Annotated in this window: 19 protein-coding genes; 10 read left to right on the top strand and 9 right to left on the bottom strand. The window is 60.3% G+C overall.

Features of this window, described 5'->3' with window-relative positions; all coding sequences use genetic code 11:
• Positions 1–4: 4 nt before the first annotated feature.
• Positions 5–949, bottom strand: a complete 945-nt coding sequence (locus AACZ26_RS05640) for an Lrp/AsnC family transcriptional regulator (RefSeq protein ID WP_339619786.1) — start codon at positions 947–949, stop codon at positions 5–7.
• Between the two features lie 234 nt (positions 950–1,183).
• On the opposite strand from AACZ26_RS05640, the gene AACZ26_RS05635 reads away from it, so the two are divergent.
• The 7 genes from AACZ26_RS05635 to AACZ26_RS05605 all read left to right on the top strand — a co-directional run bounded on the left by AACZ26_RS05635 (position 1,184) and on the right by AACZ26_RS05605 (position 9,692).
• Positions 1,184–2,038, top strand: a complete 855-nt coding sequence (locus AACZ26_RS05635) for a transporter substrate-binding domain-containing protein (RefSeq protein ID WP_339619784.1) — start codon at positions 1,184–1,186, stop codon at positions 2,036–2,038.
• Positions 2,039–2,098: 60 nt separating this feature from the next.
• Positions 2,099–2,848: an amino acid ABC transporter permease gene (locus AACZ26_RS05630; protein ID WP_339619782.1), complete on the top strand. Its 750-nt coding sequence runs from the start codon at positions 2,099–2,101 to the stop codon at positions 2,846–2,848.
• 2 nt (positions 2,849–2,850) lie between these two features.
• The gene (locus AACZ26_RS05625) at positions 2,851–3,633 is read left to right on the top strand and encodes an amino acid ABC transporter ATP-binding protein (protein ID WP_339619781.1); all 783 of its coding nucleotides are present in this window, start codon (positions 2,851–2,853) and stop codon (positions 3,631–3,633) included.
• Positions 3,623–4,642: a C-terminal binding protein gene (locus tag AACZ26_RS05620; RefSeq protein WP_339619780.1), complete on the top strand. Its 1,020-nt coding sequence runs from the start codon at positions 3,623–3,625 to the stop codon at positions 4,640–4,642. Before AACZ26_RS05625 ends, AACZ26_RS05620 begins: the two co-directional genes overlap by 11 nt.
• Before the next feature lie 19 nt (positions 4,643–4,661).
• Positions 4,662–6,344: an amidohydrolase gene (locus tag AACZ26_RS05615; RefSeq protein ID WP_339619778.1), complete on the top strand. Its 1,683-nt coding sequence runs from the start codon at positions 4,662–4,664 to the stop codon at positions 6,342–6,344.
• Between the two features lie 8 nt (positions 6,345–6,352).
• Entirely contained in the window at positions 6,353–8,035 is a 1,683-nt protein-coding gene (locus tag AACZ26_RS05610) for a thiamine pyrophosphate-binding protein (protein ID WP_339619777.1), read from the top strand.
• An 82-nt stretch (positions 8,036–8,117) separates the two neighbouring features.
• Positions 8,118–9,692 carry an amidohydrolase gene (locus AACZ26_RS05605; RefSeq protein WP_339619776.1) on the top strand — a complete coding sequence of 525 codons (1,575 nt, stop codon included), beginning with the start codon at positions 8,118–8,120 and terminating at the stop codon, positions 9,690–9,692.
• Positions 9,693–9,998: 306 nt separating this feature from the next.
• Here the strand turns inward: AACZ26_RS05605 and AACZ26_RS05600 are convergent, their stop codons facing one another.
• The 8 genes from AACZ26_RS05600 to AACZ26_RS05565 form a co-directional block, all read right to left on the bottom strand.
• Positions 9,999–10,949, bottom strand: a complete 951-nt coding sequence (locus AACZ26_RS05600; protein ID WP_339619775.1) for a DUF4238 domain-containing protein — start codon at positions 10,947–10,949, stop codon at positions 9,999–10,001.
• A 565-nt stretch (positions 10,950–11,514) separates the two neighbouring features.
• Positions 11,515–12,360, bottom strand: a complete 846-nt coding sequence (locus tag AACZ26_RS05595) for a hypothetical protein (RefSeq protein WP_339619773.1) — start codon at positions 12,358–12,360, stop codon at positions 11,515–11,517.
• Positions 12,361–12,874: 514 nt separating this feature from the next.
• Positions 12,875–14,365, bottom strand: a complete 1,491-nt coding sequence (locus AACZ26_RS05590) for a toll/interleukin-1 receptor domain-containing protein (RefSeq protein WP_339619771.1) — start codon at positions 14,363–14,365, stop codon at positions 12,875–12,877.
• 103 nt (positions 14,366–14,468) lie between these two features.
• Positions 14,469–15,545: a hypothetical protein gene (locus AACZ26_RS05585; RefSeq protein WP_339619768.1), complete on the bottom strand. Its 1,077-nt coding sequence runs from the start codon at positions 15,543–15,545 to the stop codon at positions 14,469–14,471.
• A gap of 130 nt (positions 15,546–15,675) precedes the next feature.
• Positions 15,676–16,572, bottom strand: coding sequence for a bifunctional DNA-formamidopyrimidine glycosylase/DNA-(apurinic or apyrimidinic site) lyase (gene mutM / locus AACZ26_RS05580; protein WP_339619767.1), 897 nt, complete (start codon positions 16,570–16,572; stop codon positions 15,676–15,678).
• A gap of 5 nt (positions 16,573–16,577) precedes the next feature.
• The gene (gene rnc / locus AACZ26_RS05575; protein WP_339619766.1) at positions 16,578–17,273 is read right to left on the bottom strand and encodes a ribonuclease III; all 696 of its coding nucleotides are present in this window, start codon (positions 17,271–17,273) and stop codon (positions 16,578–16,580) included.
• Positions 17,274–17,303: 30 nt separating this feature from the next.
• Positions 17,304–17,507, bottom strand: coding sequence for a 50S ribosomal protein L32 (gene rpmF, locus AACZ26_RS05570; protein ID WP_129071820.1), 204 nt, complete (start codon positions 17,505–17,507; stop codon positions 17,304–17,306).
• Between the two features lie 2 nt (positions 17,508–17,509).
• Positions 17,510–18,097, bottom strand: coding sequence for a YceD family protein (locus AACZ26_RS05565; RefSeq protein WP_339619760.1), 588 nt, complete (start codon positions 18,095–18,097; stop codon positions 17,510–17,512).
• Between the two features lie 264 nt (positions 18,098–18,361).
• Here AACZ26_RS05565 and AACZ26_RS05560 point away from each other — a divergent pair, with 264 nt between their 5' ends.
• The 3 genes from AACZ26_RS05560 to AACZ26_RS05550 are packed head-to-tail and all read left to right on the top strand — an operon-like array spanning position 18,362 to position 21,148.
• Complete coding sequence (locus AACZ26_RS05560; RefSeq protein ID WP_339619759.1) at positions 18,362–19,363, top strand: putative F420-0 ABC transporter substrate-binding protein; 1,002 nt, start codon at positions 18,362–18,364, stop codon at positions 19,361–19,363.
• Positions 19,356–20,366, top strand: a complete 1,011-nt coding sequence (locus tag AACZ26_RS05555; protein WP_339619757.1) for a putative F420-0 ABC transporter permease subunit — start codon at positions 19,356–19,358, stop codon at positions 20,364–20,366. The genes AACZ26_RS05560 and AACZ26_RS05555 overlap by 8 nt, the downstream gene beginning before the upstream one ends.
• Positions 20,363–21,148 (top strand): ATP-binding cassette domain-containing protein, encoded by a 786-nt coding sequence (locus tag AACZ26_RS05550; RefSeq protein ID WP_339619756.1) that lies wholly within the window; start codon positions 20,363–20,365, stop codon positions 21,146–21,148. The genes AACZ26_RS05555 and AACZ26_RS05550 overlap by 4 nt, the downstream gene beginning before the upstream one ends.
• Positions 21,149–21,188 lie beyond the last annotated feature (40 nt).

Here is a 21,188-nt window from a genome sequence, read left to right as displayed (position 1 = left end):
CAGCCTAAGAGGCCGCGAGCGGTCTCTGTTCAACCAGCACCGCGGCAGCCTCGCGGATGCGGTGGAGGCTGTGCTGGTACCGCTCTTTATGAATGCGAGCGTGTAACCACGTCTCGAGCGATGTCACTTCGTCGATCGCCCGCAGCGCCGCAACAAAACCGTTGAACTCATTCAGCGTCGGGAATGAGATCGTCGAAACGAAGTCGAAGCGACCGATTGTGCGCGCCATGAACTCGACCCCGGCCTGTGCCGAAATCAAATCAAAGATCGGCTCCATGTCGCCGTGTGTGATGAAACCGAACCCAAACGTAAGGTGCGAGGTCATGTCGGTGCGCTGGCGCATCAGACCGATCCGCATTGCTCCGGTCTCCGTGAGCCGATTGATGCGCGTTCGACAGCCGCTAATCGAGAGGTCGACAGCGTCGGCCAATTCGGCGTACCCCATGCGCCCATCATGCTGAAGCAGTTCCATGAGTTTGAGGTCGATTGCGTCGATGGGGAGGTCAGCCAGTTCCGGCTCTTCGCCCAAGAAAAAACTCTTGAGCGTGCGCTCGTAGACCAGCACTTGAACGTCGACTACACCCGGCAGCGAGCGAATCGCACGGATCTCTTCGTGCAGTTCGGCCATCGTGGTGGTGTGCAACTCGGAGATGAGTTGGTACTTGCCCGTGCGTTCTGAGACGAAGACGGGTGAATTGAGCTGGCAAATACGTTCGGCGAGGCCGCCAGCGTCTCCCTCGGTTTGAATCGACAAGTGGGCAAGCACGTGCAACCCCAGGAGACGCGGATGCACAGCAGCAATGATGCGGATGTCTCCAGATTGCAGCAAGGGATTGATGCGCTTGGCGACGCTAGCCCTGTTGGTGTCGAGCTGGCGCGCGATGTCGCTAAACGACGTTCTGCCGTCTTGGCGCAAGATTGCGAAAGATTGCTCGGTTATCTGGTCCACGCGGCCAGACTATCTCAGCGAGCACTTGTTGAGTAGCGTTTTGTCAGATTATTGAAGCAGAAACCTCGATTTGACCCATATAGACGAGAAGATTGTTTCAACTTTGCGTCGATTTAGTTACCAGAGTGCAAATATGCATTGACAAGATCGGTGCGCGTGAACACAATGGTGACAACCACATCACCCTCCCAGCACCGTCACCGGGTGAATCGTTCTGCAGCCCCAGGAGAAACAATGAAGAAATCGATCATCGGCCTCGCCGCCGGCATTTCAGTAGCGGCCCTGCTGACTGGCTGTGCCGCCGGCACAGACTCCAGCACCGACACCGGCAGCTCTGCATCATCCAATGCCCCCGAAGGACTCGTCAACGCGAACACATTCACCGCGTGCATTGACCCCGAATACGCTCCCCTCGAGTACTACGCCGACTCGACCGGTGGTGACATTATCGGCTTCGATGCAGACGGCATCCGCGCTGTCGCGGACTATTGGGGAGTCGAAACCAAGTTTGAAGTGACTTCATTCGACGGCCTCATGCCTGGGCTTCAGTCGGGTAAGTGCGACGTCATCTTCGGCGGCCTTTACATGAGCGAGGAACGCCTACAGATCGCCGATGCTGCCGCCGTCATGAACGCTGGCCCCGCCGCCTTGGCAGCTCCCGACCTCGCAGCAAAGCTGAAAGAGGGCAGCGACCTCTGCGGGCTCAAAGTGGCGACCCAAGCGGCATCCAGCAACAGCGTGAGTGTTCAGAAGCTCAGCGATGACTGTGTTGCTGCGGGCGATGAACCCATCACGAACACGGAGTACCCCAAGACCGCAGAAACGGTTCTCGCCGTGATCAACGGCAAGTCAGACGTTCTCGTTGAAACCAACGTTGCCGCTGCCTATATGGCGACCCAAAACGACGGACTCCTCGCAGTCGCCAATGGCGTATTTGACCCCGACACCACCTTCGGAGTCTTCACTCCCAAGGATGGCAAGTTGAGCCCCGCCATCGCCGAAGCACTTCGCGCACTCTACGACGACGGAACGCTTGCAAAAATCGCCGCCGACTACAACCTCGACGCATCGATCGTCGACGTTTACTAAGAACACTCGACTGTGGGTGGTCGCCTCGAGTGACCACCCACAACCAGGGAGTCACACCACATGATCTTTGATCCAGCAATCTTCTTCGAGCAACTCGTCAACCCCGCCTATCTGTGGGGAGCTCTCACCTCGATCGGCGTCGCAGCACTGTCACTCGTCATTGCGACCGTTCTCGGCTTTTTTCTCGCCATCGGACGCACCTCAAAGAAGTCCTACCTCAGGGGGCCTTCGCACCTCTATGTGTGGTTCTTCCGCGCCCTTCCCGCACTTCTCGTTCTTCTCATCATGTGGAACGCGCTGCCCCAAGTTCTTCCCGCGCTGCGCTCTGACTGGTATACGCCATTCATCGCGGCATCCATCGGTCTCGGTCTCGTTGAAGCAGCATTCATGGCCGAGATCATCCGCTCGGCGCTGAGTAGTGTGGATGACGGTCAAGAGCTTGCTGGCCGGGCCCTGGGCATGAAGCCCGGTTCCGTCATGCGCAAGGTGATCCTGCCGCAAGCGATTCGCACCGCATTGCCGCCAACGGGTAACGAGTTCATCGGTCTCATTAAGTACTCTTCGCTGGCATCGGTGATCTCTCTGAAGGAGCTCCTCACGACCGCTCAGGTTGGGGTCAACATCACCTTCCGCTACGCCGAGTACTACGCCGTCGCGATCATTTACTACCTCGTGATCGTGTCGATTATCACGCTCATTCAGAGTCGAATTGAGAAGCGATTCCTGTGGACCTCGCGAGGTCTCAAGAAGAACAATTCACCGCTCTCACTGAGCACACGCGCCCTCGCGACGATCCCCAAGGAGAAGTAAGCATGAGCAACGAGACTCCGGCCACCGTGCCTACCCTCCAAGTGTCAAACCTCCACAAGGCCTACAACGGAAATGAAGTGCTCAAGGGCGTCGAGTTTGCCGTCAATAAGGGGCAAGTGAAGGCCGTTCTCGGACCGTCTGGTTCGGGAAAATCGACGATGCTTCGCCTCATGGCGCTGCTAGAGCCTGCCGATTCTGGTGAGATTCTGCTCGACGGAAAACGCATCGGCGCCTCCGATAACAATGGCCGCATCGCTCATCACTCCGAGCGCAGGCTCGCCGTGCAACGACGCGATATCGGCATGGTATTTCAAAAGTTCAATCTGTTCCCGCACCTCACCGCGCTCGACAACGTAGCCCTCGGGCTTACCGATGTGCAGGGCGTCGGCAAAGTGGAGGCCAGAGAACGAGCCTTCGAGATTCTCGACAAGGTCGGCCTCGCCGAGCGCGACGGACATTTCCCTTCCGAGCTCTCCGGCGGCCAGCAACAGCGTGTTGCGATTGCCCGCGCTCTCGTTCTCAACCCACACGTCATGCTTTTCGATGAGCCGACATCCGCTCTTGACCCGGAGCTGGTAGGTGAAGTGCTCGAAGTAATGGAGAATCTTGCCGCTGCGGGAATGACAATGATCGTCGTCACCCACGAAGTGCGCTTTGCCCGTCGAGCCGCTGACGAGGTGACTCTGTTTGACGGCGGAGTGATCGTCGAACAGGCCGAACCTGCCGCGTTCTTTGAGAACCCACAGCACGAGCGTACAAAGCAGTTCTTGAGCCATGTCCACTAATAGCGGCATTGCACTTCGCGCCGTCTATACCGATCTCGATGGTACAGATTTCACCGCCGGACGAGAACTCTTAAGTTCTGCAGGATTCGACGTCAGCTATCTTGATTCGTTGGATGCCGAGACCATCGTCACCGGTGCAGCCGGTGCCAGCGCGCTGCTCGTCGGCTACGCCAGGGTCACTCGTTCGATGATCGAACGGATGCCCTCGGTGAAGATCATTGCTCTCATGTCGATGGGCTTTGACAACGTCGATGTGGATGCGGCAACCGAACACGGAATCTGGGTCACGACGATCGTGGGGGCTGCTACCGAAGAGGTAGCGACGCACGCACTGACGATGGCGCTTCATTTGGCTCGTGGAATCACGTTCTCGCAGCAGGCCGTCGTCTTTGACCGCTGGAACGACCGGGACACTCTCGTGCAGCCGCGCCTGAGCGAATGCACTCTCGGCCTGCTGGGGTTGGGCCGAATCGGCATGAAATTCGCTGAACTCGCTCGCCCGCTGTTCGGCGAGATCATCGGCTACGATCCGCTTGTTCCTGACACTGATGAAACTCGTGAACGCTTCACGGCAGCTGGAGTGCGCCGGGTCGATGCAGCAACAGCTCGTTCGAGCTCGGACTTTCTCTCGCTGCATCTGCCCCTCACCGCCGACACCGCCAACATGGTCGACGCCGCGTTCCTCAGCTCGATGAAACCGCTCTCGTACCTCATCAACGTGAGCCGGGGCGGTCTCGTCGATAGTTCAGCACTTCGCAAAGCCCTCGACAGCGGACACCTTGCTGGCGCTGGCCTCGATGTCTTAGATGTCGAACCGCCGGGCTCCGAGCATCCGCTCCTCGGTCATCCGCGTGCTCTCATCACGCCGCACGTCGCCTACTTCTCTGGTCGCAGCGAAGCAGAATACGTGCGGATGCAAGCCCACAATGTTGTCTCGTGGGCCCAACGAGGTACACCAGACACTCCTCTCGTGCCGATAGCGGCACCTTCTCTCTCCTCCACTCACTAAGAACCTCACCGGAGTACTCATGCGCAAGCTTTCGGCCTTTGATGTGCCACTTTCAGAATTCACCCCGACGATTGTGACCGCGCGCGCGATCCACACTCTCGATGCCGAGAACACCGTCGCGAGCGCCATCCTTATGTTCGCAGGCAAGGTCGCCGCCGCCGGGACCGTTGACGAGTGCCTCACCGCAGCCGCGACACTGTCACCAGCGAAGCCTGCACGTGTTGACTTCGGAACCCAGGTGATCGTGCCGGGCTTCATCGACGCCCACGCCCACCCGCTCATGCTCGGTCAGATGATGAGCTGGGTCGATTGCGGGCCAGACAAGGCATCGAGCATTCCTGAGATCGTGGCGCTGTTGAAAGCGGCCGCCGACACCGTCCCCGAGGGTCAGCCGATCCGTGGCTATGGGTACGAACAGCGCAACCTAGCTGAGCAGCGTCATCCGCACCGCACCGAACTCGACGAAGTCGCCCTCGACCGCGAGGTGTACCTCATGAACGCCTCCGGCCACGGCGGTGTCGTTAACAGCTACACCTTCGAGCTCTTTGGCATCACCCGTGAGACCGAAAATCCCCAGGGCGGTGAGTTTTTCCGTGACGCCGATGGCGATCTCACTGGCGAGCTTTCGGATGCCGCTTGCAACATCCTCACCGGCCTCGGTGGGGTGAAGGTCGGCCACCACGGCCCCAACTTCCACCTCGCCGACACCCCCGCGGAGCACGTGCGCCAGCTTGCGGTGGCGCAGGATACGTTCCTCCAGGGTGGCGTCACGACAATCGGTGATGCCCAGGTTTCCCGTCGCGAATTCGACACCTACTTACGCTTAGCCGAGGAGAACCAGCTCAAGACCCGCATCTCGATGTACTTGCTCTCGCACTTGCTCGACGAAGCGATCGAAACCGGAATGCACGGAGCCTTCGGCAACGCCCACTTGAGCTTCTCGGGCATCAAGTTCTACGCCGACGGCACTCTTGGCGGCTGGACCGCGTACTTCCCTGACGGTTACGTCGGAGACCCGTGCCGCACCGGCCAGCTCTACCACGAGCCCGCCGACTACAAGGCGCTCATCAGCCGCGCTCATGCCGTCGGTCTCCAGACCGCAACCCACGCCCAGTCCCCCACCGCCATCGAAATGGTCGTCGACGCAATCGAAGCGGCGCAGGCAGAAAACCCCACGAGTGACGCCCGGCACCGCATCGAACACTGTGGCCTTCCCACCGCCGGCCAGATTAACCGGATGGCGGCAGCCGGCATCCGGCCCGTCAACCAACCGCAGCACCACTTCAATTGGGGCGAAGGCGTTGAACAGGCCATCGGTACTCCCGGCGAGCGCTTCAACCCGCTTGGAGAGTTTGCGGCTGCTGGCGTTCCGATCACGATCAGTTCGGATGCCCCGGTCGCCGACCCGCGCCCGCTCGAAGCCATTCAGGCGGCCACCACGCGCATCACTCGCCGCGGCGCTCAGCTTGGGCCTGACTCGCTTGCCATTAGTCGCGAACAGGCATTGCGCGCTCACACCATCAACGCGGCGTATTCTCTGGGGCGTGAAGATGACTTGGGCAGCCTTGAGGTCGGCAAGCGTGCTGACTTTGCCGTGCTGACCGCCGACATTTTCGAAACCGAGTGTGCTCAGATCGGTGCGATCACTGTCGCCGAAACGTGGGTTGATGGCGTTCGCCAGTACAGCGCCGAAGCGAAGTGAGCACCGCGATGACCTCGAATAGCAGCGACAATTACACCGCCGAGGCGACAGCGACAGCGTTAGGCGTGGGAGTCGACGTCAACAACGCGGGTCTCGCCATCATGACGGTGCTGCGCAACTACGGCATCGACACTGTGTTTGGGATTCCCGGCACCCACAACCTTGAGCTGTATCGCCCCCTCAGCGCGCTCGGTATTCACCCCGTGACCACTCGTCACGAACAGGGAGCGAGCTACGGATCGGATGGCTGGTCGCAGCAGACCGGCCTGCCCGGTGTCGTAATAACAACCTCTGGCCCCGGCCTGCTCAACGCTCTGTCGGGCGCGGGCACTGCCTATTGCGAATCCCGCCCGATGATCCTCATCTCCCCCGGCGTTGCCGAGGGCAGCGAGTTTGCCGACAACGGCGCACTGCACGAGACCAAAGATTCCACGGGTGCCGCTGGCGCGATCGTGGAGTGGAGCCGTCGAGTCACGAGCGCAACGGATGCCGTCACCGCCGTTCACGATGCTTTCGAACTATTCCGCTACGGCCGTCCGCGCCCCGTGCACATCGAGATTCCCCTCAACGTGCTCGAGTCAGCGAGCGATTGCCCGGAGGAGCTGCTGCAGGCCCGCCCTGAGCGTGCCCGCGCCACCGCTGATGCCGGCGCCGTCGAACGCGCCGCCGAGATCTTGGCGTCCGCCGCGCATCCCGTCATCATCGCCGGTGGTGGTGCGAGCCGCATCGGCAGCGAGCTCACCGCTCTCGCCGAATCACTGAATGCGCCCGTCGTGACAACGCTCAACGGCAAGGCGTCGATTCCAGAGACTCACCCGCTTTCGCTGGCCTCCGAGATCCGTTTACCGGTCATTCACGAGCTCATTAACCAGTCGGATGCCCTACTCATCATCGGTTCAAAGCTGGGCGAAGCGGAGCTGTGGGGCGGCGTCATCGCGCCGGCCGGCACGGTCATCCGCATCGATATCTTGGAATCGCAACTCAACAAGAACGTCTTGAGCGATCTCGGATTAGTGGGAGATAGCGCGGTAATCGTTGGCCAGTTGCGCGACGCTCTGGCTACACAGCCCATCACGGGCAACGCGATAACGGCTGCGGAACTCGACGCCGTGCGCGAAACCGCGGTTCGTGAGGCACAAGAAGTCTCGCCGACTCTGCACCGAGTGGCGACCATGATCAACGAAGCGATCCCCGAGAACGCGATCGTCGCGGGCGACTCCTCGCAGATCACATATTTCGGGATGGCGAGCGTCGTACGCCAAGAAACTTCACACTCGTTCCTTTACACCCCTGCCTACGCCACGCTCGGCTACGGACTGCCAGCAACGCTGGGCGCCAAGGTAGCGTCGCCCAATCGTCCCGTGGTCTGTGTATTGGGCGATGGTGCGCTGATGTTCGCCGTTCAAGAGTTCATCACTGCTATCGAACAAGGCCTCGATGTCACTATCGTGTGCGTCGACAACGGCGGCTATGCCGAAATCAACCAGAACGAACGCGACCGCGGCATCGCTCCTGTGGGAGTTGTGCTCGCGCAACCCAACTGGTCGGTACTCTCGGCAGCCTTTGGTGGTCACGGCTTCTCGGTAACCCAGCCTGAGCAACTCACCGAGACGGTGGCTCAGGCCATTGCGACTCCGGGGCTCGCGCTCGTTCATGTGCCGCTCGGCATCTTCGAAGCCGCACACGGCTAGCACTGCGGCCCGCGGGCCGGCCTGGCAGCAACACACCTCACCTCACCACTTCACCTCTTCTCTTCAGCTCAAGGATCACGACATGACAGAACTCGCTCTCGCCGCCGACGCTAAAGCCACCGCCCGCACGTGGGTGGATGACAATATGCCGCGCCTTTCGGAGTGGCACAGCCACATCTGGCAGCTCGCCGAGCCTGCCTGGCGCGAGTTCCGCTCGGCCCAGTGGTACGTCGAGTTGCTGCGCACCGAGGGCTTCACGGTTGAAGAAGGTTCGGCCGGGATGCCGACCGCTTTCAGCGCGGAATGGAGCAACGGCACGGGCGGCCCCACGATGTTGAGCTACGCCGAATACGACGCTGTGCCCGGCAACAACCAGTCGGCATCCGTTACCGAGGACAGCCGTGAGGGCATGAGCCGCTTCGCTCCAGGTCACACCGACCCGCACTCCGCGCTCGGCATTTCGACGCTCGCCGGGCTGCTCGCCACCAAGCACGCCATGGAGAAGCACAACATCCCCGGCACCCTCAAGTACACGGGCGAGCCCGCCGAAAAGATGCACGGCTCCAAGGTCGTTCACGGCCTGCGCGGCTACTACGACGACGTGGATGCCATCGTGAGCTTTCACCCCTTCTACATGCTGCCGCTGTGCAACACCGCCCGCTGGGACACTCAGTGCGGTGCGTACTACAGCAAGGTCTACACCTTCATTTGTGACGAGCCGGAGTCGTGGCAGCTCAACGCCAACCCCAACTCCCCCATCCCTGCTTCGCACTCCGCAGCGCGCGCTCCCGGCGCCAACGTTGCCCTGATGTCGATGTACACCTCGTCGCGCATCATGCAGGATGCCATGCTCCCGAGCTTTGGAGGGTGGAGTCTCAGTGACGCCATCTTGCTTGACGGCCAAGCGACCGCCGACAATCTGCCGGCGCGCGTCGCCCGCATCCAGTATTCGTGGCGCACCCCGAACATCGAAATGGCAGAGCACGTGCTCGCCGTGCTCGACCGCAACGCTGAACACGCCGGGGCGATGGCTCACTGCGACGTGGAGACCACGTGGGTGGCGCGCAGCCGCCCCGGCCGCACCAACCATGCGATGTCGACCGTTCTCTACAACAACCTCGAAGCCGTGGGAGCCCCCAGCTACGGCGCTGACGCGATCGCTGTTGCGCAAGAGATTCAGCGCAACCTTGGCCTCGACGCCATGGAGAAGCCGTTCCTCGACGAATGCGAGCAGCTCATCACCCCGCAGGATGCCGAGAAGGCACTGCGCGAGCACCTCGCACCGTGGCAGCAGAACTGGACGAGCGATGACTACGTCGAGATGACGCACTACGCACCGACCGTGCGCTTCTATGTCTCGCGACCTGCTCTCAAGCCTGCACCCGGCAAGGGCGCTTACCCCGGTTGGGTCATGAATGCTCTTGGTGGAATCCCGGAGACAATCGACCCTACGATCGAGACCGCGGGCAAGACCGTTGCTGGCACGTTCATCGACCTGCTGGTTGACCCGGCACTCCTCGCCGAGGCGAAGAACGAGTTCGACCAGCGCGTCGCTGACGAACCGATGCCCGCCCTGCTGCCGGCGGACTTCCAGCCGCCGATCGATCTCCCCTGGCCTGACTACCGCCAGAACGGCGACGCGCGCACCTGGGGCTAAAACGCGCTCGCTAGGCTGCAGGCAATTGCGGCCTAGCGGGCTGCATCACAATGCAACGATCGGCGACTCACTAATGCGTAGATGGCGTCTCGTGACGTCGCGAAGACATGCGTTTCGCAGGTGAGCGGCGGCGGCGCAATTCACTTAGCCCGTTCTTCAGTTGCGGCGGATCCTGATCAGGCAATGTCAAATTGATGGATAAACACCAACACAACCCGCCGTTGACACCGCCCAACACTCAGCAGTTTAGGAGTCTCAGGGGTCTAGACACACCGCCGCCCGGACCGCCCCGTTTGCTTCGGCTTCTCACGGTGCCGCTCGAAGGTCTTCTCGAAAGTCATCGAGGTTGATTCGACCACCCAACTTCGCGAGATCCATGGCGTTCGAGGGCATTAGGTGAGCGTCGGACGGATGGTGGAACACGAACCTGAGCGCGTGCATCACTGTGTTGGCGTTGAATGCTTGAAGTGAGGCTGGGTCACCCTCGCGGCTGTAGTCAAAGTAGCCCTCGACGATTTGTTGATCCACAGGCGTCATCTGCGAAGGGATGGGAGTCCGGAACATTACGAGCGCGACTTCGCGCGTCAATGGAAAGAGCAACGCCCAAGAGTTCTCGAGTCCCAGACCCAGGTTATGACTCTCGCGTGGGTTCGGAATAGGAGTGAGCGGCTCGTCGGACGTAATGAGTGATGGCTGATCGAATCTGACCAGTCCCCAGGGACGGTCAAGTAGGTGCCCCACGAGTGCGGGAATCAACGTCGATATCTGCTGGATGTGGACAGCCGATGAGACAAGCGGGGGCACTTCTCCGTTCGCGAAGTCGACACCTTCCGGGGCGCCGGGAAGTGCAAGGATACGTTCGAACTCAGCTGGCTCATCAGTCGCCAGCCCTCTCAGGATGGCGGCGATGGCGTGGTGCATCTGTCGCCGGTGACTCTGCACACGGAGGAACTGCAACGTCATGAACTGCGCGAACGCAAAACGATTGTTGGCGCTCAAAGGCCAGGCGCCCGCGGCAATCGACCGCAGAATCCCAGCTGCAACGCCCTCGGCCTCCGAGAGCGCAGCTTCGAAGGCATCAGGGTCCGTCGGATGATCCGGAACCCTGTAGAAGTGCGACTCCGCTGTTGCGTTCACAACGTTGGTGTTGTGCTCACTGCCATCCTGAATATTGACCGCGTGGAGCATCTTTCCGTCAGCGAAACCCTCGAGATAGAACTTCGGCACTGTATGGTGCCGCTTTGGCTTGCCGGACATGTCACTCCTCACAATGAATGATCTCGCTACGGCGCGGTCACGAGATCGACTATCGCAGGTCTCTGCTCAGGCTATCCCGTTCGGATCCCCTGCGGAAAGGGATCTGGCTACTGTGCGAGAGAGATGCGAGCGGCCCAACCTCGAGGATTCCACTGCCGGTATCGCTCAAAGGCGACCGCGCAGAAGCCGACCCTCGTCGATATTGCGCGGAAGTAGTTCGGTCCCACGGCAACTCGGTGTAGCACTCCGGTTGCGATCAGCGAGGAATGGAAAGTTCAACTCAACTTGTTACTCCCGTTCTGAACGCCCGCGGGTTCGAAATTGGGCCGGTCAGCGGGCGAACGCTGGCGGGCCCATAAGCGCACCGCTAAGGTGCGGAAGCGAGTGATGTGGTCGGCAGACGACCATCCGCGGCGAGGCTGCTACGGAAGGCAACAGAATTAGCACGAGGTTTTATAACCCAAGGAGTCCCGCAACGCGGCAACGCAGCGGGGCTGACAGCGTTGCACGGGTGCCCATGACACGACTGAAGCGTATTCACGCAACAACGCAGACCTACGCAGTATTAGTACTGCTCACCTCGGTAGGCCTCCGTATGAACCAGACGCTCGAGCATGCTCTCGCCTGTGATCTGAGCACGGAGGGCACGGATATTCTTGCCGGTGTACTCCCGCATGAGTCCCGCCCAGACTATTACCTCGCTCAGTTCAACCTGCATAGGTATCGATCCGTCAGGCCTCGCTGCCGCCAGGGGCTGGCGAAAGCTTTGCAAAGCAGGGGCTGTAGAGACAAACAGTGCAGTGTCATGGGCATTGTTGACTAGCCGAGCTAAGGCTGCCTCTACCGCAGCGATCGAAAGCGTCTTGTCGGCACTCGCCCAAGAGTCGAAACGGCGGTCCAAAGAAGGGTGCCCTGCCCATTTGTTGCGGAGGTGGCGGACATACTTCAACGGTAAGTAATGATCCGAGTTAATGTCAGTGCGCAGCTTGTTCAGGTTCTCCAGGTCGGCAGCGGACGCGTCGGCGTCGGTTAGATGCCGCTTCATTCGTTGATGGGCTGTGGGCAATGACGCGGTCCGACTGTTGTCGGGATCGTGGCGCCCCAGCCCGCCGTCGTTGAGCGCGGCGATGTCAAGCACCGCCATTCGCATCAACCGGCTGTTGATGCCCTCGATCGCCTGACCGACCCGATCGTCGTTCTCCGGTAGATCACGGAAGTACTGTCTGGACCGCTTTGCCAGGTAGAAGCTCTGGACAGCTTGGATCACTGTTGTCCCCAAGAGGACCGACATCTGTGTCCATGGAGCCTCTGCGTTCGCGTTGGTGCGTGCCACATCATGTGTGGCTGGGCCACCCTCAAATGTCGGCAGGGCTGAATCTGCATACTCGGATTCGAACGGCGATAGTTTCATGACCCAATCCAAGCAGCAAATGCGGCCCCGGAGGCACACACAATGCGAGCTACACACTGAGTTCCTGGGATCTGGTTAACAGCGGGGTTGCCTTCTCCTTGGTTAGCATCGAGTTCATTTTGCTTTTCGAAGGCTCGTCGTGCACAAGCTAGATCTCGGAGCGATCTGACAGCCCTCAATCGCTCTGGCCCGCGCCGGCAAATCTGCCAAATCTGGAACTGAAGACCTCGGCGTCAGCGCTGGGGCGCCCGAGGGGCACGGCTAGGCCCGAATTGATCGCGGAGAGATTCCAGACCTCAGCAGCGCCGGGAGCGCGGAACTCAATCCCGCGCGAAAACGCATCTAGGGCTCCCTCGAATACTCACGATCGTGAAGCGGGCGCCCGGTCGAATCCTCAGTAGATACCTATGGGAGCGGATTCGCCCCTCAACTAGGTCCGTACGCTTTCCGTTTCGGAATATCGGGTGCGGGTCTGTCTAGCCTTTGAACGTTAAAACGCCTGGGCCTGCGCTTATCACCACCGCGAAGAACGAACATGACCTGCCAGTTCCTCGACGGACTCAAGTGCGGCAATAGCCCGCTCCGACTCACCGCCGAACAGGCCGCCAAGCAAAGGCGTCCACCCCTGACCTTGTGCTCGTGCTTCCTGGAGCATAGTTGTCTCAGGGCCCTGACTACTGTGCCTGTGGCGCCAAGTGTAGCGGCCGTAGCCGCCGTGCGGGCCGTAAAATTCACCCGATTGAGCACGCGCGTCTTCAGAAATCGCATCAAGGAAAACCTCGACCCTGTCAAAAGCTTCTGCGTACTCGGAGTCTCCCGCGAACTGCTGGTGATTCAGGGGCGCGAGCACTGTAAACAGATGATCCGAGATAGGCGTAAGTCTATGCCCGCCACTAGCGGCCAAGAGCTTCTCGGCCGCTTCGTCATCGGGTGCTTTCTTATCGTCCTCAAGGCACAGCAAAGTGCCAAGTGCACGCCAACGGTCGATGCCGATCACGCTTTGACTTCCGGAGTCGAGAATGAACGGGATTGACTGGCCACGACTCATCACAGTTCGGACGTCAACGGTTGCGGCTCGCAGCATCGAGTAGTTTTGCTTTGCGAGGGCGCCGAGTGCAACGGCGTAGGTCGCGAGAATTGCCGGGTACTCACTAACAGACCGAAGGATATCGGTTCCAGCATCTTGTTTCGATTCTTGGGCGAGGATCCTTATCGTCTGCGCCAATTCTTGTTCATGAGACTGTGTTCCGTACATTGCTATCAGCTTCAGTGGCACTAGCGCCGGAGCAAGCAGATCATCGTAGCGCCTGACACGGTTGACCCATTCTCGCGCAAAAACCTTGTCCATTTTTGTTCCTTGCGGCACGGACAGCGGGAATCGATTCCGATCTTTAAGGGCGTCACGAATTGGTTCACGCAGATCAGACAGGTAGTCGTCGTAGTCCATTACCAGTGATGGATTCCGAAGGAGATTCCTGAGCGTTTCCACGACGTCACTCTTTGCTTCGGCGGCTTCTGAAGCAACGGCAGACACCGACGCAGGCGGAATACCAGGCGAGGACCCGATGGATCGCTGAATTGCGACAACGAGCCGACTGAGCTGAGCACTCTTTGAGGTTCCGAACAAATCTGCTCTGTGAATTGATCTCCCCAAAGTGCGTCCAGTCCCGAGATCAATCTCGGGTATCTCACATTCGTCCAATCGAGCAGTCATAAGCCATGACGCACCCGGTGGTCTCAAGCGATACTCTTCCGCAGCGAGCGTGAGCTCCTCAAATTGGTACGATTTTTCCCTCTTGGCGAGGTTTGAAGAAAAACAAGCTAGAAAAACAAACGAGCCGCTCCGGATCGCATTGCGGATTTCGCTTTGCCAGTCATCGCCCGGCCAGAGCTTATCCTTGTCCCTCCATACAATGAAATCAGCAGCTTCCAGAGCCCCTTGCAACTCATCGATCTGCTCAGCGTCCTCGCTGATATATGAGATGAAGACATGATCACTTGCCATGCAACGAATCTACCGCCCTAGGATCTCCTACCGGACAGTACGCGCCAGAGAAGATTTCGACGAGCCGCTCCCTGCACCAAAACCTGAGTGGCGGCGTGCTCGATCAGGCAGAAATGAACGACGGCGGCACGAGCGCGTTCAGGCGACGTGCGCGTCGAACCTCGAAGAGCCAGCTTTCGGGCAAGTTCTTGTGAACCTCGATATTTACGTCGTCCCAAAACACTTCCGACCCGGGAGTGATCCATTCTTCGGTGAGATGAAGCTCAGTCACCGGTGGCCCCTGTTCGGCGACGTCGACGATAGAGCGGAGAACCCCACCTTGCAAGGCATCGGCAAACTCATCACTAACTGACTTCAGCGTGTGCATATCTTCGCAAACTAGATACGTGAAGCCAGCAGAGATATCCGCTTGCACTTGCTCGATTGTTTCCATAAATGGCGTGAATGAATAGTTCTTGACCCATGTGTTGCCGTACAAGTACTTCACGCCTTGATGAATGCGGAGACCCATGGCAACGCGAAGGTCTCCGTTCGGTATTCGCTTAGAAAGCCAATCCATTACTTGAGAATGATCAAGTGGTTCGTTCGGATGCAGCGGGTAGCCCATACCGGGTTGAGACATTAACGGAAATCCCGACCACTCGTTATTGCCGTCACGATGCACCGCTTCAGGAATCAGCGCGCCCAAAAGGCGAAGCACCTCCATCATTGATCCGGAAATTTCCCGCCCCACGAGACGGTCGTTAAAAGCAGGCTGCAGTTTCCGAGTGCTAGAGCGCAGCCGATCGTGCACGGCAAGTGGGATCGACTTCCAGACGGGGAAAAAGCGAAATCCAAATGACCCTCCGACGATACGCACGTTCTCGGAATCAGGTGTGACGGAATAAAGCAGGTGCTGATCAATATTACGGATGTACTTGATAGCGTCTAGAAGTTTCTTCGCGTCCTCTCCTTGTGACTCAAGAGCAATTTTAAAGGACGTCCTATTGGCTATTGCTTCCGTTAGAAGATCATTGATCGCTTGCGTGTGTGTAATGAAAGCACGAAGTTCGGACTCAAAATTGCCCTGCTTGCTGGTGGCGGCGTAGTACCTCGACACGGCAGCTTGGAGGTCCCGCATACGGGACCGTAACGCGTCGGCCTCCTCCGCCGTAAGCAAGACGTTTTGCGTTGTATCCACACGATGATGGTAACAAGGGCACCTTGAATCCGCCTCGGCCTAGATCCCCGGAGTGACAGTAATCGTGCGAGCCTCGCCGAGGAACAACACATCTAAAGTGGCGATTGAGCCTTCAGAATAAGACAGGCAGTCACCGCAGACGCTGGCAGAACTTACAGAAGTGTGAGCCGCGGTTCATAAAGTTCTCACGCACGACCTCGCGACCGCAGCGCGGGCACGCCCGACCTTGCTGGCCGTAGACGTTGAGTGAGTGCGCGAAGTAGCCAGATTCGCCGTTCACGTTGAGGTACTGCGTGTCGAAACTCGTGCCACCCTCGGCTAAAGCCTTAGAGAACACGGCCCGCACTTCCGCGAGCAACTGCACCGCTTTCGCGCGGCTGAGGGTCTCGGTGGGCTGGTTGTAGTGCACGCGCGCGGCCCAGAGCGCTTCGTCGGCGTAGATGTTGCCGATGCCGCTGATCAGCGTCTGATCGAGCAGCGCCCGCTTCACCGTGGTGCGCTTGGCCTTCAGCGATCGCAAAAACTTGGCGTCGTCGAAGAAGGGGTCGAGCGGGTCACGCGCGATGTGCGCCACTTGGCTCGGCACCGCGAACGCGGGCTGATCAACGGTGGGCAGCATGCTGTCGATCGCCATCGAGCCGAAAATACGCTGGTCGACAAAGTTGAGGCGCAGTGCGCCGTGGTCAGGATGATCAAGTTCGATGCGGATGCGCGTGAGCCGATCATCCGTGCTCCGATCGCGCAAAAGCACTTGCCCGCTCATCCCGAGATGCGTGACGAGGGCTTCGCCGTGAGTGTCAGCACTGTCTGCGTGGGCACTGTCGGCGAGAGGCAGCCACATGAACTTGCCCCGGCGCTGAGGCGTCAGGAATGTGCGACCGGTCAGACGGTCGATGAAGTCTTCACTCGGCCCCTCATGGCGACGCAATGAGCGCTCGTCGAAGACGGTGACCGATGCCGCAGCCGCGCCGGTGACCGCCGGTTCAAGCCCTGCGCGCACAACCTCAACCTCGGGAAGTTCGGGCACGCCGGTTACTTTGCTGCAGCTTGGAGGATCGTCCAGGCTTCGAGCGCCGCAGCCATCTCGGCCTGCTTCTTGCTTGAGCCAGTGCCCGTGGCGATTACTTCATCGTCGAGACAGACGCTCGCGTGAAAACGCTTGGAGTGATCGGGGCCGCTATCTTCGATGCGATAGTCGGGAGCCCCACGCCCGAGCTGGGCGGCGAGCTCTTGAAGGCTCGTCTTAGGATCCATCGCTGCACCGAACCGCGCCGGATCGGCCAGCAACGGGGCGACGAGGCGGAGGACGAGCGCAGTGGCTTCGTCCCCGCCGAGGTCGAGATAGGCGGCACCAATGATTGCCTCAACGGTGTCTGCCAAAATGGACGGCTTTTCGCGGCCGCCCGTCTGCTCTTCACCCTTGCCGAGCCGAATGTACGCACCAAGACCAATGAGGCGCGCGATTTCGGCAAGAGCTACAGAAGAAACGAGACTAGCCCGACGCTTGGCAAGGTCTCCCTCGTCAAGCTCCGGGTTATCGCGATACAGCTTGACCGTTACTGCTTGGCCAAGTATTGAGTCACCAAGAAATTCGAGTCGCTCATTGTGCGCGATGCCGCCGTTTTCGTACGCGAAAGAGCGGTGGGTCAACGCAAGCGTGAGCAACTCGGGGTCAATAGTGACCCCGAGCACAGCGGAGAGCTCAGCAGGTGAGCTGGAGCCCGTCATCGCTATTTGACTCGAGTATGGGGAGACTAGTTATACGTCAGCGACCTTGCGGCCCTTGTACTCCATGTACAGGGGGGTGCCGGCGGAGTCTTCGACTACCTTGGCGCGGTGCGGGAGGCTGTAAACGGTCTTGCCGTTCTCAATGGTCTTGACGAGAGCGGTAGGCGTTGCCTTCCACTGGGCGCGGCGCATGCGGGTGCTTGCCCGCGACATCTTGCGCTTGGGTACTGCCATGACTAACTCTTTTCTTCTTGGGTCTCAGGTGAATCATCCGCATCGGTCACGTTGTGATCATGCGAGTCTTGCGTGAAATCTTGGAGTCCGGCCAACGCTGCCCAGCGAGCATCGATGGGCGCTTCGTGTTCGTGTCCTGGATTATCAAGCAACCGAACCCCACACTCAGGGCACAGGCCGAGACAATCTTTCTGACAGACCGGCTGGAATGGAAGTGACAACACTACCGAATCCCGCACTACAGGTTCTAGATCGACATGCTCATCGATAACCGTGTAGTCAAAAGCTTCGTCCTCAGAATACGCGAAAAGTTCTTGAAACTCGACCCGGACAGGCATCGTGACATCAATGAGGCAACGAACGCACTCAGCCTTCGCCGAACCAGAGATCACAGCATCAACCAAAACGCCATCGTGCAGTGACTCAAAACGGCCGTCGATCGCCAGTTCAGAACCCTCCGGTACCGCGATAACGGCATTGCCAAAGGCTTCGGGTACGACGACATCGATGGAGTGCTCTCTCATCTCACCGGGACGGTGAATGAGATCGCGCACCATCACGGCGTACGGGTTCTCGCTGATTCTAGACACGATCGACAATTCTACCCCCGCGAGGCCCTCGCTGTCGCCCCCGGTCAGCGATCGCTCAGTCTCTTGACCCACGGATGAGCGACGACGGCTGTGTGGGTCGGTGTACGCACGAGCATCCGCGTTTCTCTAGACTGGTGCAACAGACCCGTGCGCTTGGTATGGCGTGGTTGGTTTGCCCAGGATGGGGCTGCCGGTCTTCTTGAAACTGTCTTTATTGTGCGTGGCGCGTTCGAGCGCCCATTTCATCGTTTCTCGAGAGGCCTCATGTCTGTTCTTTCCCGCTCCCCTTTCCGTCGCGGCACCGCAATTCGTAGTGCTGCGCTGCTGGCAGTGTCAGCTCTTGCTCTCAGCGGCTGTGCCAGCGCGGCACCCGAGACGACTCCATCCCCCGATGCTGCAGCGCAGAGCGTTGACCTCAGCAATTGCGGCTTCGAGGTGACCTTTGACACCGCCCCCGAGCGCGTCATCACGATCAAGTCGTCGACAACCGAGATGCTGTTGGCGCTCGGTCTGGGCGACCGCATTATCGGTACCGCTTTTCAGGACGGTCCCGTGCCCGAGCAGTGGGCATCCGATGCCGCCGGTCTCACGTCGATCGCCGAACGCGTGCCGAGCGAAGAAGCCGTGCTCGACCTCGAACCCGACCTCGTCTTCGCCGGCTGGGAGTCAACCTTCAGCGCGGATGGAGCCGGCGAGCGCGCCGACCTCACCGCCCTCGGCATCAACACCTTCGTCGCCCCCTCAGCCTGCCAGAGCGCAGAGCAGCCAGAACAGCTCAGCTTTGACGACGTATTCAGCGACATCGAGACCGTTGCCTCCATCTTCCGCGTGGATGCCGCACCCCTCGTCAGCGAACAGCAAGCTCAATTGGCGGCGATCGATGCCAACGGCGACTCCCGCACTGCCCTGTGGTTCTCTTCGGGCTCAGACACCCCCTACGTCGGCGCCGGAATCGGAGCTCCCCAACTGCTGCTCGACACAGTAGGCCTCACCAACATCGCCGCCGATGTGAAATCGACGTGGGCGCCCTACAACTGGGAAGCCGTGGTTGACGCCGACCCCGACTTCATCGTGCTCGTGGATGCCGCCTGGAACTCCGCCGACAAGAAAATCGGTGTACTCGAGGCGAACCCCGCAACCGCTAACCTCAGTGCTGTGAAGGCCGGCCGTTACCTCGTGGTGCCGTTCGCGGCGAGCGAGGCTGGCGTGCGCAGCGTTGAAGCGGCCGAGAGCCTCTCGGCTCAGATTGCGGAGCTTGATGGCTAGAGTTTCTCCGCTCGCTCTCGGCTCCGCCCTCGCGATCGCACTGCTGGTGTCGATCACGGTGGCGGTGACGATCGGCCCTGCCGACATCCGGTTTGATGAGGTGTGGCGGTCGATCGCGAGTCATCTCGGAATCGGGGTGAGCCCGCTCAGCGAGCTTCGAGATGGCATCGTGTGGCAACTGCGGTTGCCTCGCGTGCTGACAGCAGCGGCAGTCGGTGCGGGGCTCGCATTGAGCGGGGCCGTGATGCAGGCGATTACGCGTAACCCCCTCGCCGACCCCTACCTGCTCGGGCTGTCATCCGGTGCTGCTCTCGGTGCCGTCTCGGTGCTGCTCTTGGGCGCTGCCGTGCTGCTGCCGCTCGCCGCATTCATCGGCGCACTGCTCGCACTCACGCTCACACTCCTGCTCGCCGGGTCGCTCGGTGCGATCACGCCCTCCCGCACAGTATTGGCTGGCATCGCCGTCTCTGCTCTCGCTTCAGCCATCACGAGCTTTGTTATCTTCTGGAGCGTCACGGGCGATTCCTACCGCGAAGTGCTCTCGTGGCTGCTCGGTTCACTGAGCGGAGCACGCTGGCCCGCGGTCGGCATCACCATGGTCGCCATCATCGTGATCGGTATCCCCGTGATGCTGACGGGACGCCTGCTCGACTCCTTTGCCTTCGGCGACGTGCAGGCAGCGTCGCTCGGGGTGAATGTCAGCGCCACTCGCTGGGGGCTGCTTGCGGCATCCGCTCTCGTCACCGGAGCAATGGTCTCGGTCAGCGGCTCGATCGGCTTTGTGGGGCTGATTCTGCCGCATGCCGTGCGCTTGCTCGTCGGGCCCGGCCATCGCGCGCTGCTGCCCCTCAGCGCCCTCCTCGGTGCCGTCTTTCTCGTCTGGGCCGACACACTCGCTCGCACCCTCTTTGACCCCCGCGAAATCCCCGTCGGCATCGTCACCGCCATGATCGGCGCCCCCATCTTCGCGTTTCTGCTCACCAGGCGAAAGAGCTCCACATGAGCGACAACTCCGGCCTTGCCGCCGAACGCATCCACGTCACGACCGATGGCACCCTGCTCATCGACAACGTCGACTGCACTGTCGCGCGCGGCTCGCTCAGCGCGCTCGTCGGGCCAAACGGTGCCGGAAAATCTACGCTACTGCGCGCCCTCACCGCCGTGCAGGCTCCCGCCTCCGGCAGCGTCACGTTCGGCGGCCACGACCTGCTCGGGATGCCGCGCCGCCAACGCGCCCGCCTCGCCGCGTTCGTCGAGCAAGACGCCACCACCGACAGCGCCCTCACCGTCGGAATGGTCGTCGCGCTTGGCCGGCTGCCGCACCACTCACTGTGGGAGGCCGACTCCCCCGAATCCGCAGCGATCGTCACCGCCAGTCTTGAGACCGTAGAGATGACGACCTTCCGCGAGCGCGAATTTCAGAGCCTCTCCGGGGGCGAAAAACAACGTGTCATGCTCGCGCGCGCCCTCGCCCAACAGCCACAGCTGCTCACCCTCGACGAACCAACCAACCACCTCGATATTGCGGCACAACTAGCCGTGCTCGAACTACTGTCGAGCCTGCGCGACACCGGCGTGACCGTGCTGGCCGCCCTGCATGACCTCTCACTCGCAGCAAGCTACTGCGACCACGTGATCGTGCTTTCCCACGGCACAGTCGTCGCCGCCGGCGCGACCGAGAGCGTGCTGACAGAAGAACTCATTGCCGATGTTTATGGGGTCACGGCATCCATTCTGCGCAATCCAATCACCGGCAAGCCCGTCATCGGGTTTAGCCCCGCCTAACGGCGGCACCCACTTCCGTAGTCGGCACTCGCTGCCTGCG

This window comes from uncultured Salinibacterium sp. (genome assembly GCF_963974405.1).
In the GTDB taxonomy this organism is placed as follows: Bacteria; Actinomycetota; Actinomycetes; order Actinomycetales; family Microbacteriaceae; genus Rhodoglobus.
Note: the sequence above shows the minus strand (reverse complement) of the source record. Positions and strands in the feature narration are given on the sequence as shown.

What these genes read in the sequence shown, in the direction of transcription:
- AACZ26_RS05590 (WP_339619771.1), bottom strand. Translation starts at nt 14,365, where the DNA reads ATGGCAAGTGATCATGTCTTCATCTCATATATCAGCGAGGACGCTGAG.
- AACZ26_RS05610 (WP_339619777.1), top strand. Translation starts at nt 6,353, where the DNA reads ATGACCTCGAATAGCAGCGACAATTACACCGCCGAGGCGACAGCGACA.
- AACZ26_RS05560 (WP_339619759.1), top strand. Translation starts at nt 18,362, where the DNA reads ATGTCTGTTCTTTCCCGCTCCCCTTTCCGTCGCGGCACCGCAATTCGT.
- rnc (WP_339619766.1), bottom strand. Translation starts at nt 17,273, where the DNA reads ATGACGGGCTCCAGCTCACCTGCTGAGCTCTCCGCTGTGCTCGGGGTC.
- AACZ26_RS05555 (WP_339619757.1), top strand. Translation starts at nt 19,356, where the DNA reads ATGGCTAGAGTTTCTCCGCTCGCTCTCGGCTCCGCCCTCGCGATCGCA.
- AACZ26_RS05600 (WP_339619775.1), bottom strand. Translation starts at nt 10,949, where the DNA reads ATGTCCGGCAAGCCAAAGCGGCACCATACAGTGCCGAAGTTCTATCTC.
- AACZ26_RS05595 (WP_339619773.1), bottom strand. Translation starts at nt 12,360, where the DNA reads ATGAAACTATCGCCGTTCGAATCCGAGTATGCAGATTCAGCCCTGCCG.
- AACZ26_RS05550 (WP_339619756.1), top strand. Translation starts at nt 20,363, where the DNA reads ATGAGCGACAACTCCGGCCTTGCCGCCGAACGCATCCACGTCACGACC.
- rpmF (WP_129071820.1), bottom strand. Translation starts at nt 17,507, where the DNA reads ATGGCAGTACCCAAGCGCAAGATGTCGCGGGCAAGCACCCGCATGCGC.
- AACZ26_RS05625 (WP_339619781.1), top strand. Translation starts at nt 2,851, where the DNA reads ATGAGCAACGAGACTCCGGCCACCGTGCCTACCCTCCAAGTGTCAAAC.
- AACZ26_RS05615 (WP_339619778.1), top strand. Translation starts at nt 4,662, where the DNA reads ATGCGCAAGCTTTCGGCCTTTGATGTGCCACTTTCAGAATTCACCCCG.
- AACZ26_RS05635 (WP_339619784.1), top strand. Translation starts at nt 1,184, where the DNA reads ATGAAGAAATCGATCATCGGCCTCGCCGCCGGCATTTCAGTAGCGGCC.
- AACZ26_RS05605 (WP_339619776.1), top strand. Translation starts at nt 8,118, where the DNA reads ATGACAGAACTCGCTCTCGCCGCCGACGCTAAAGCCACCGCCCGCACG.
- AACZ26_RS05620 (WP_339619780.1), top strand. Translation starts at nt 3,623, where the DNA reads ATGTCCACTAATAGCGGCATTGCACTTCGCGCCGTCTATACCGATCTC.
- AACZ26_RS05630 (WP_339619782.1), top strand. Translation starts at nt 2,099, where the DNA reads ATGATCTTTGATCCAGCAATCTTCTTCGAGCAACTCGTCAACCCCGCC.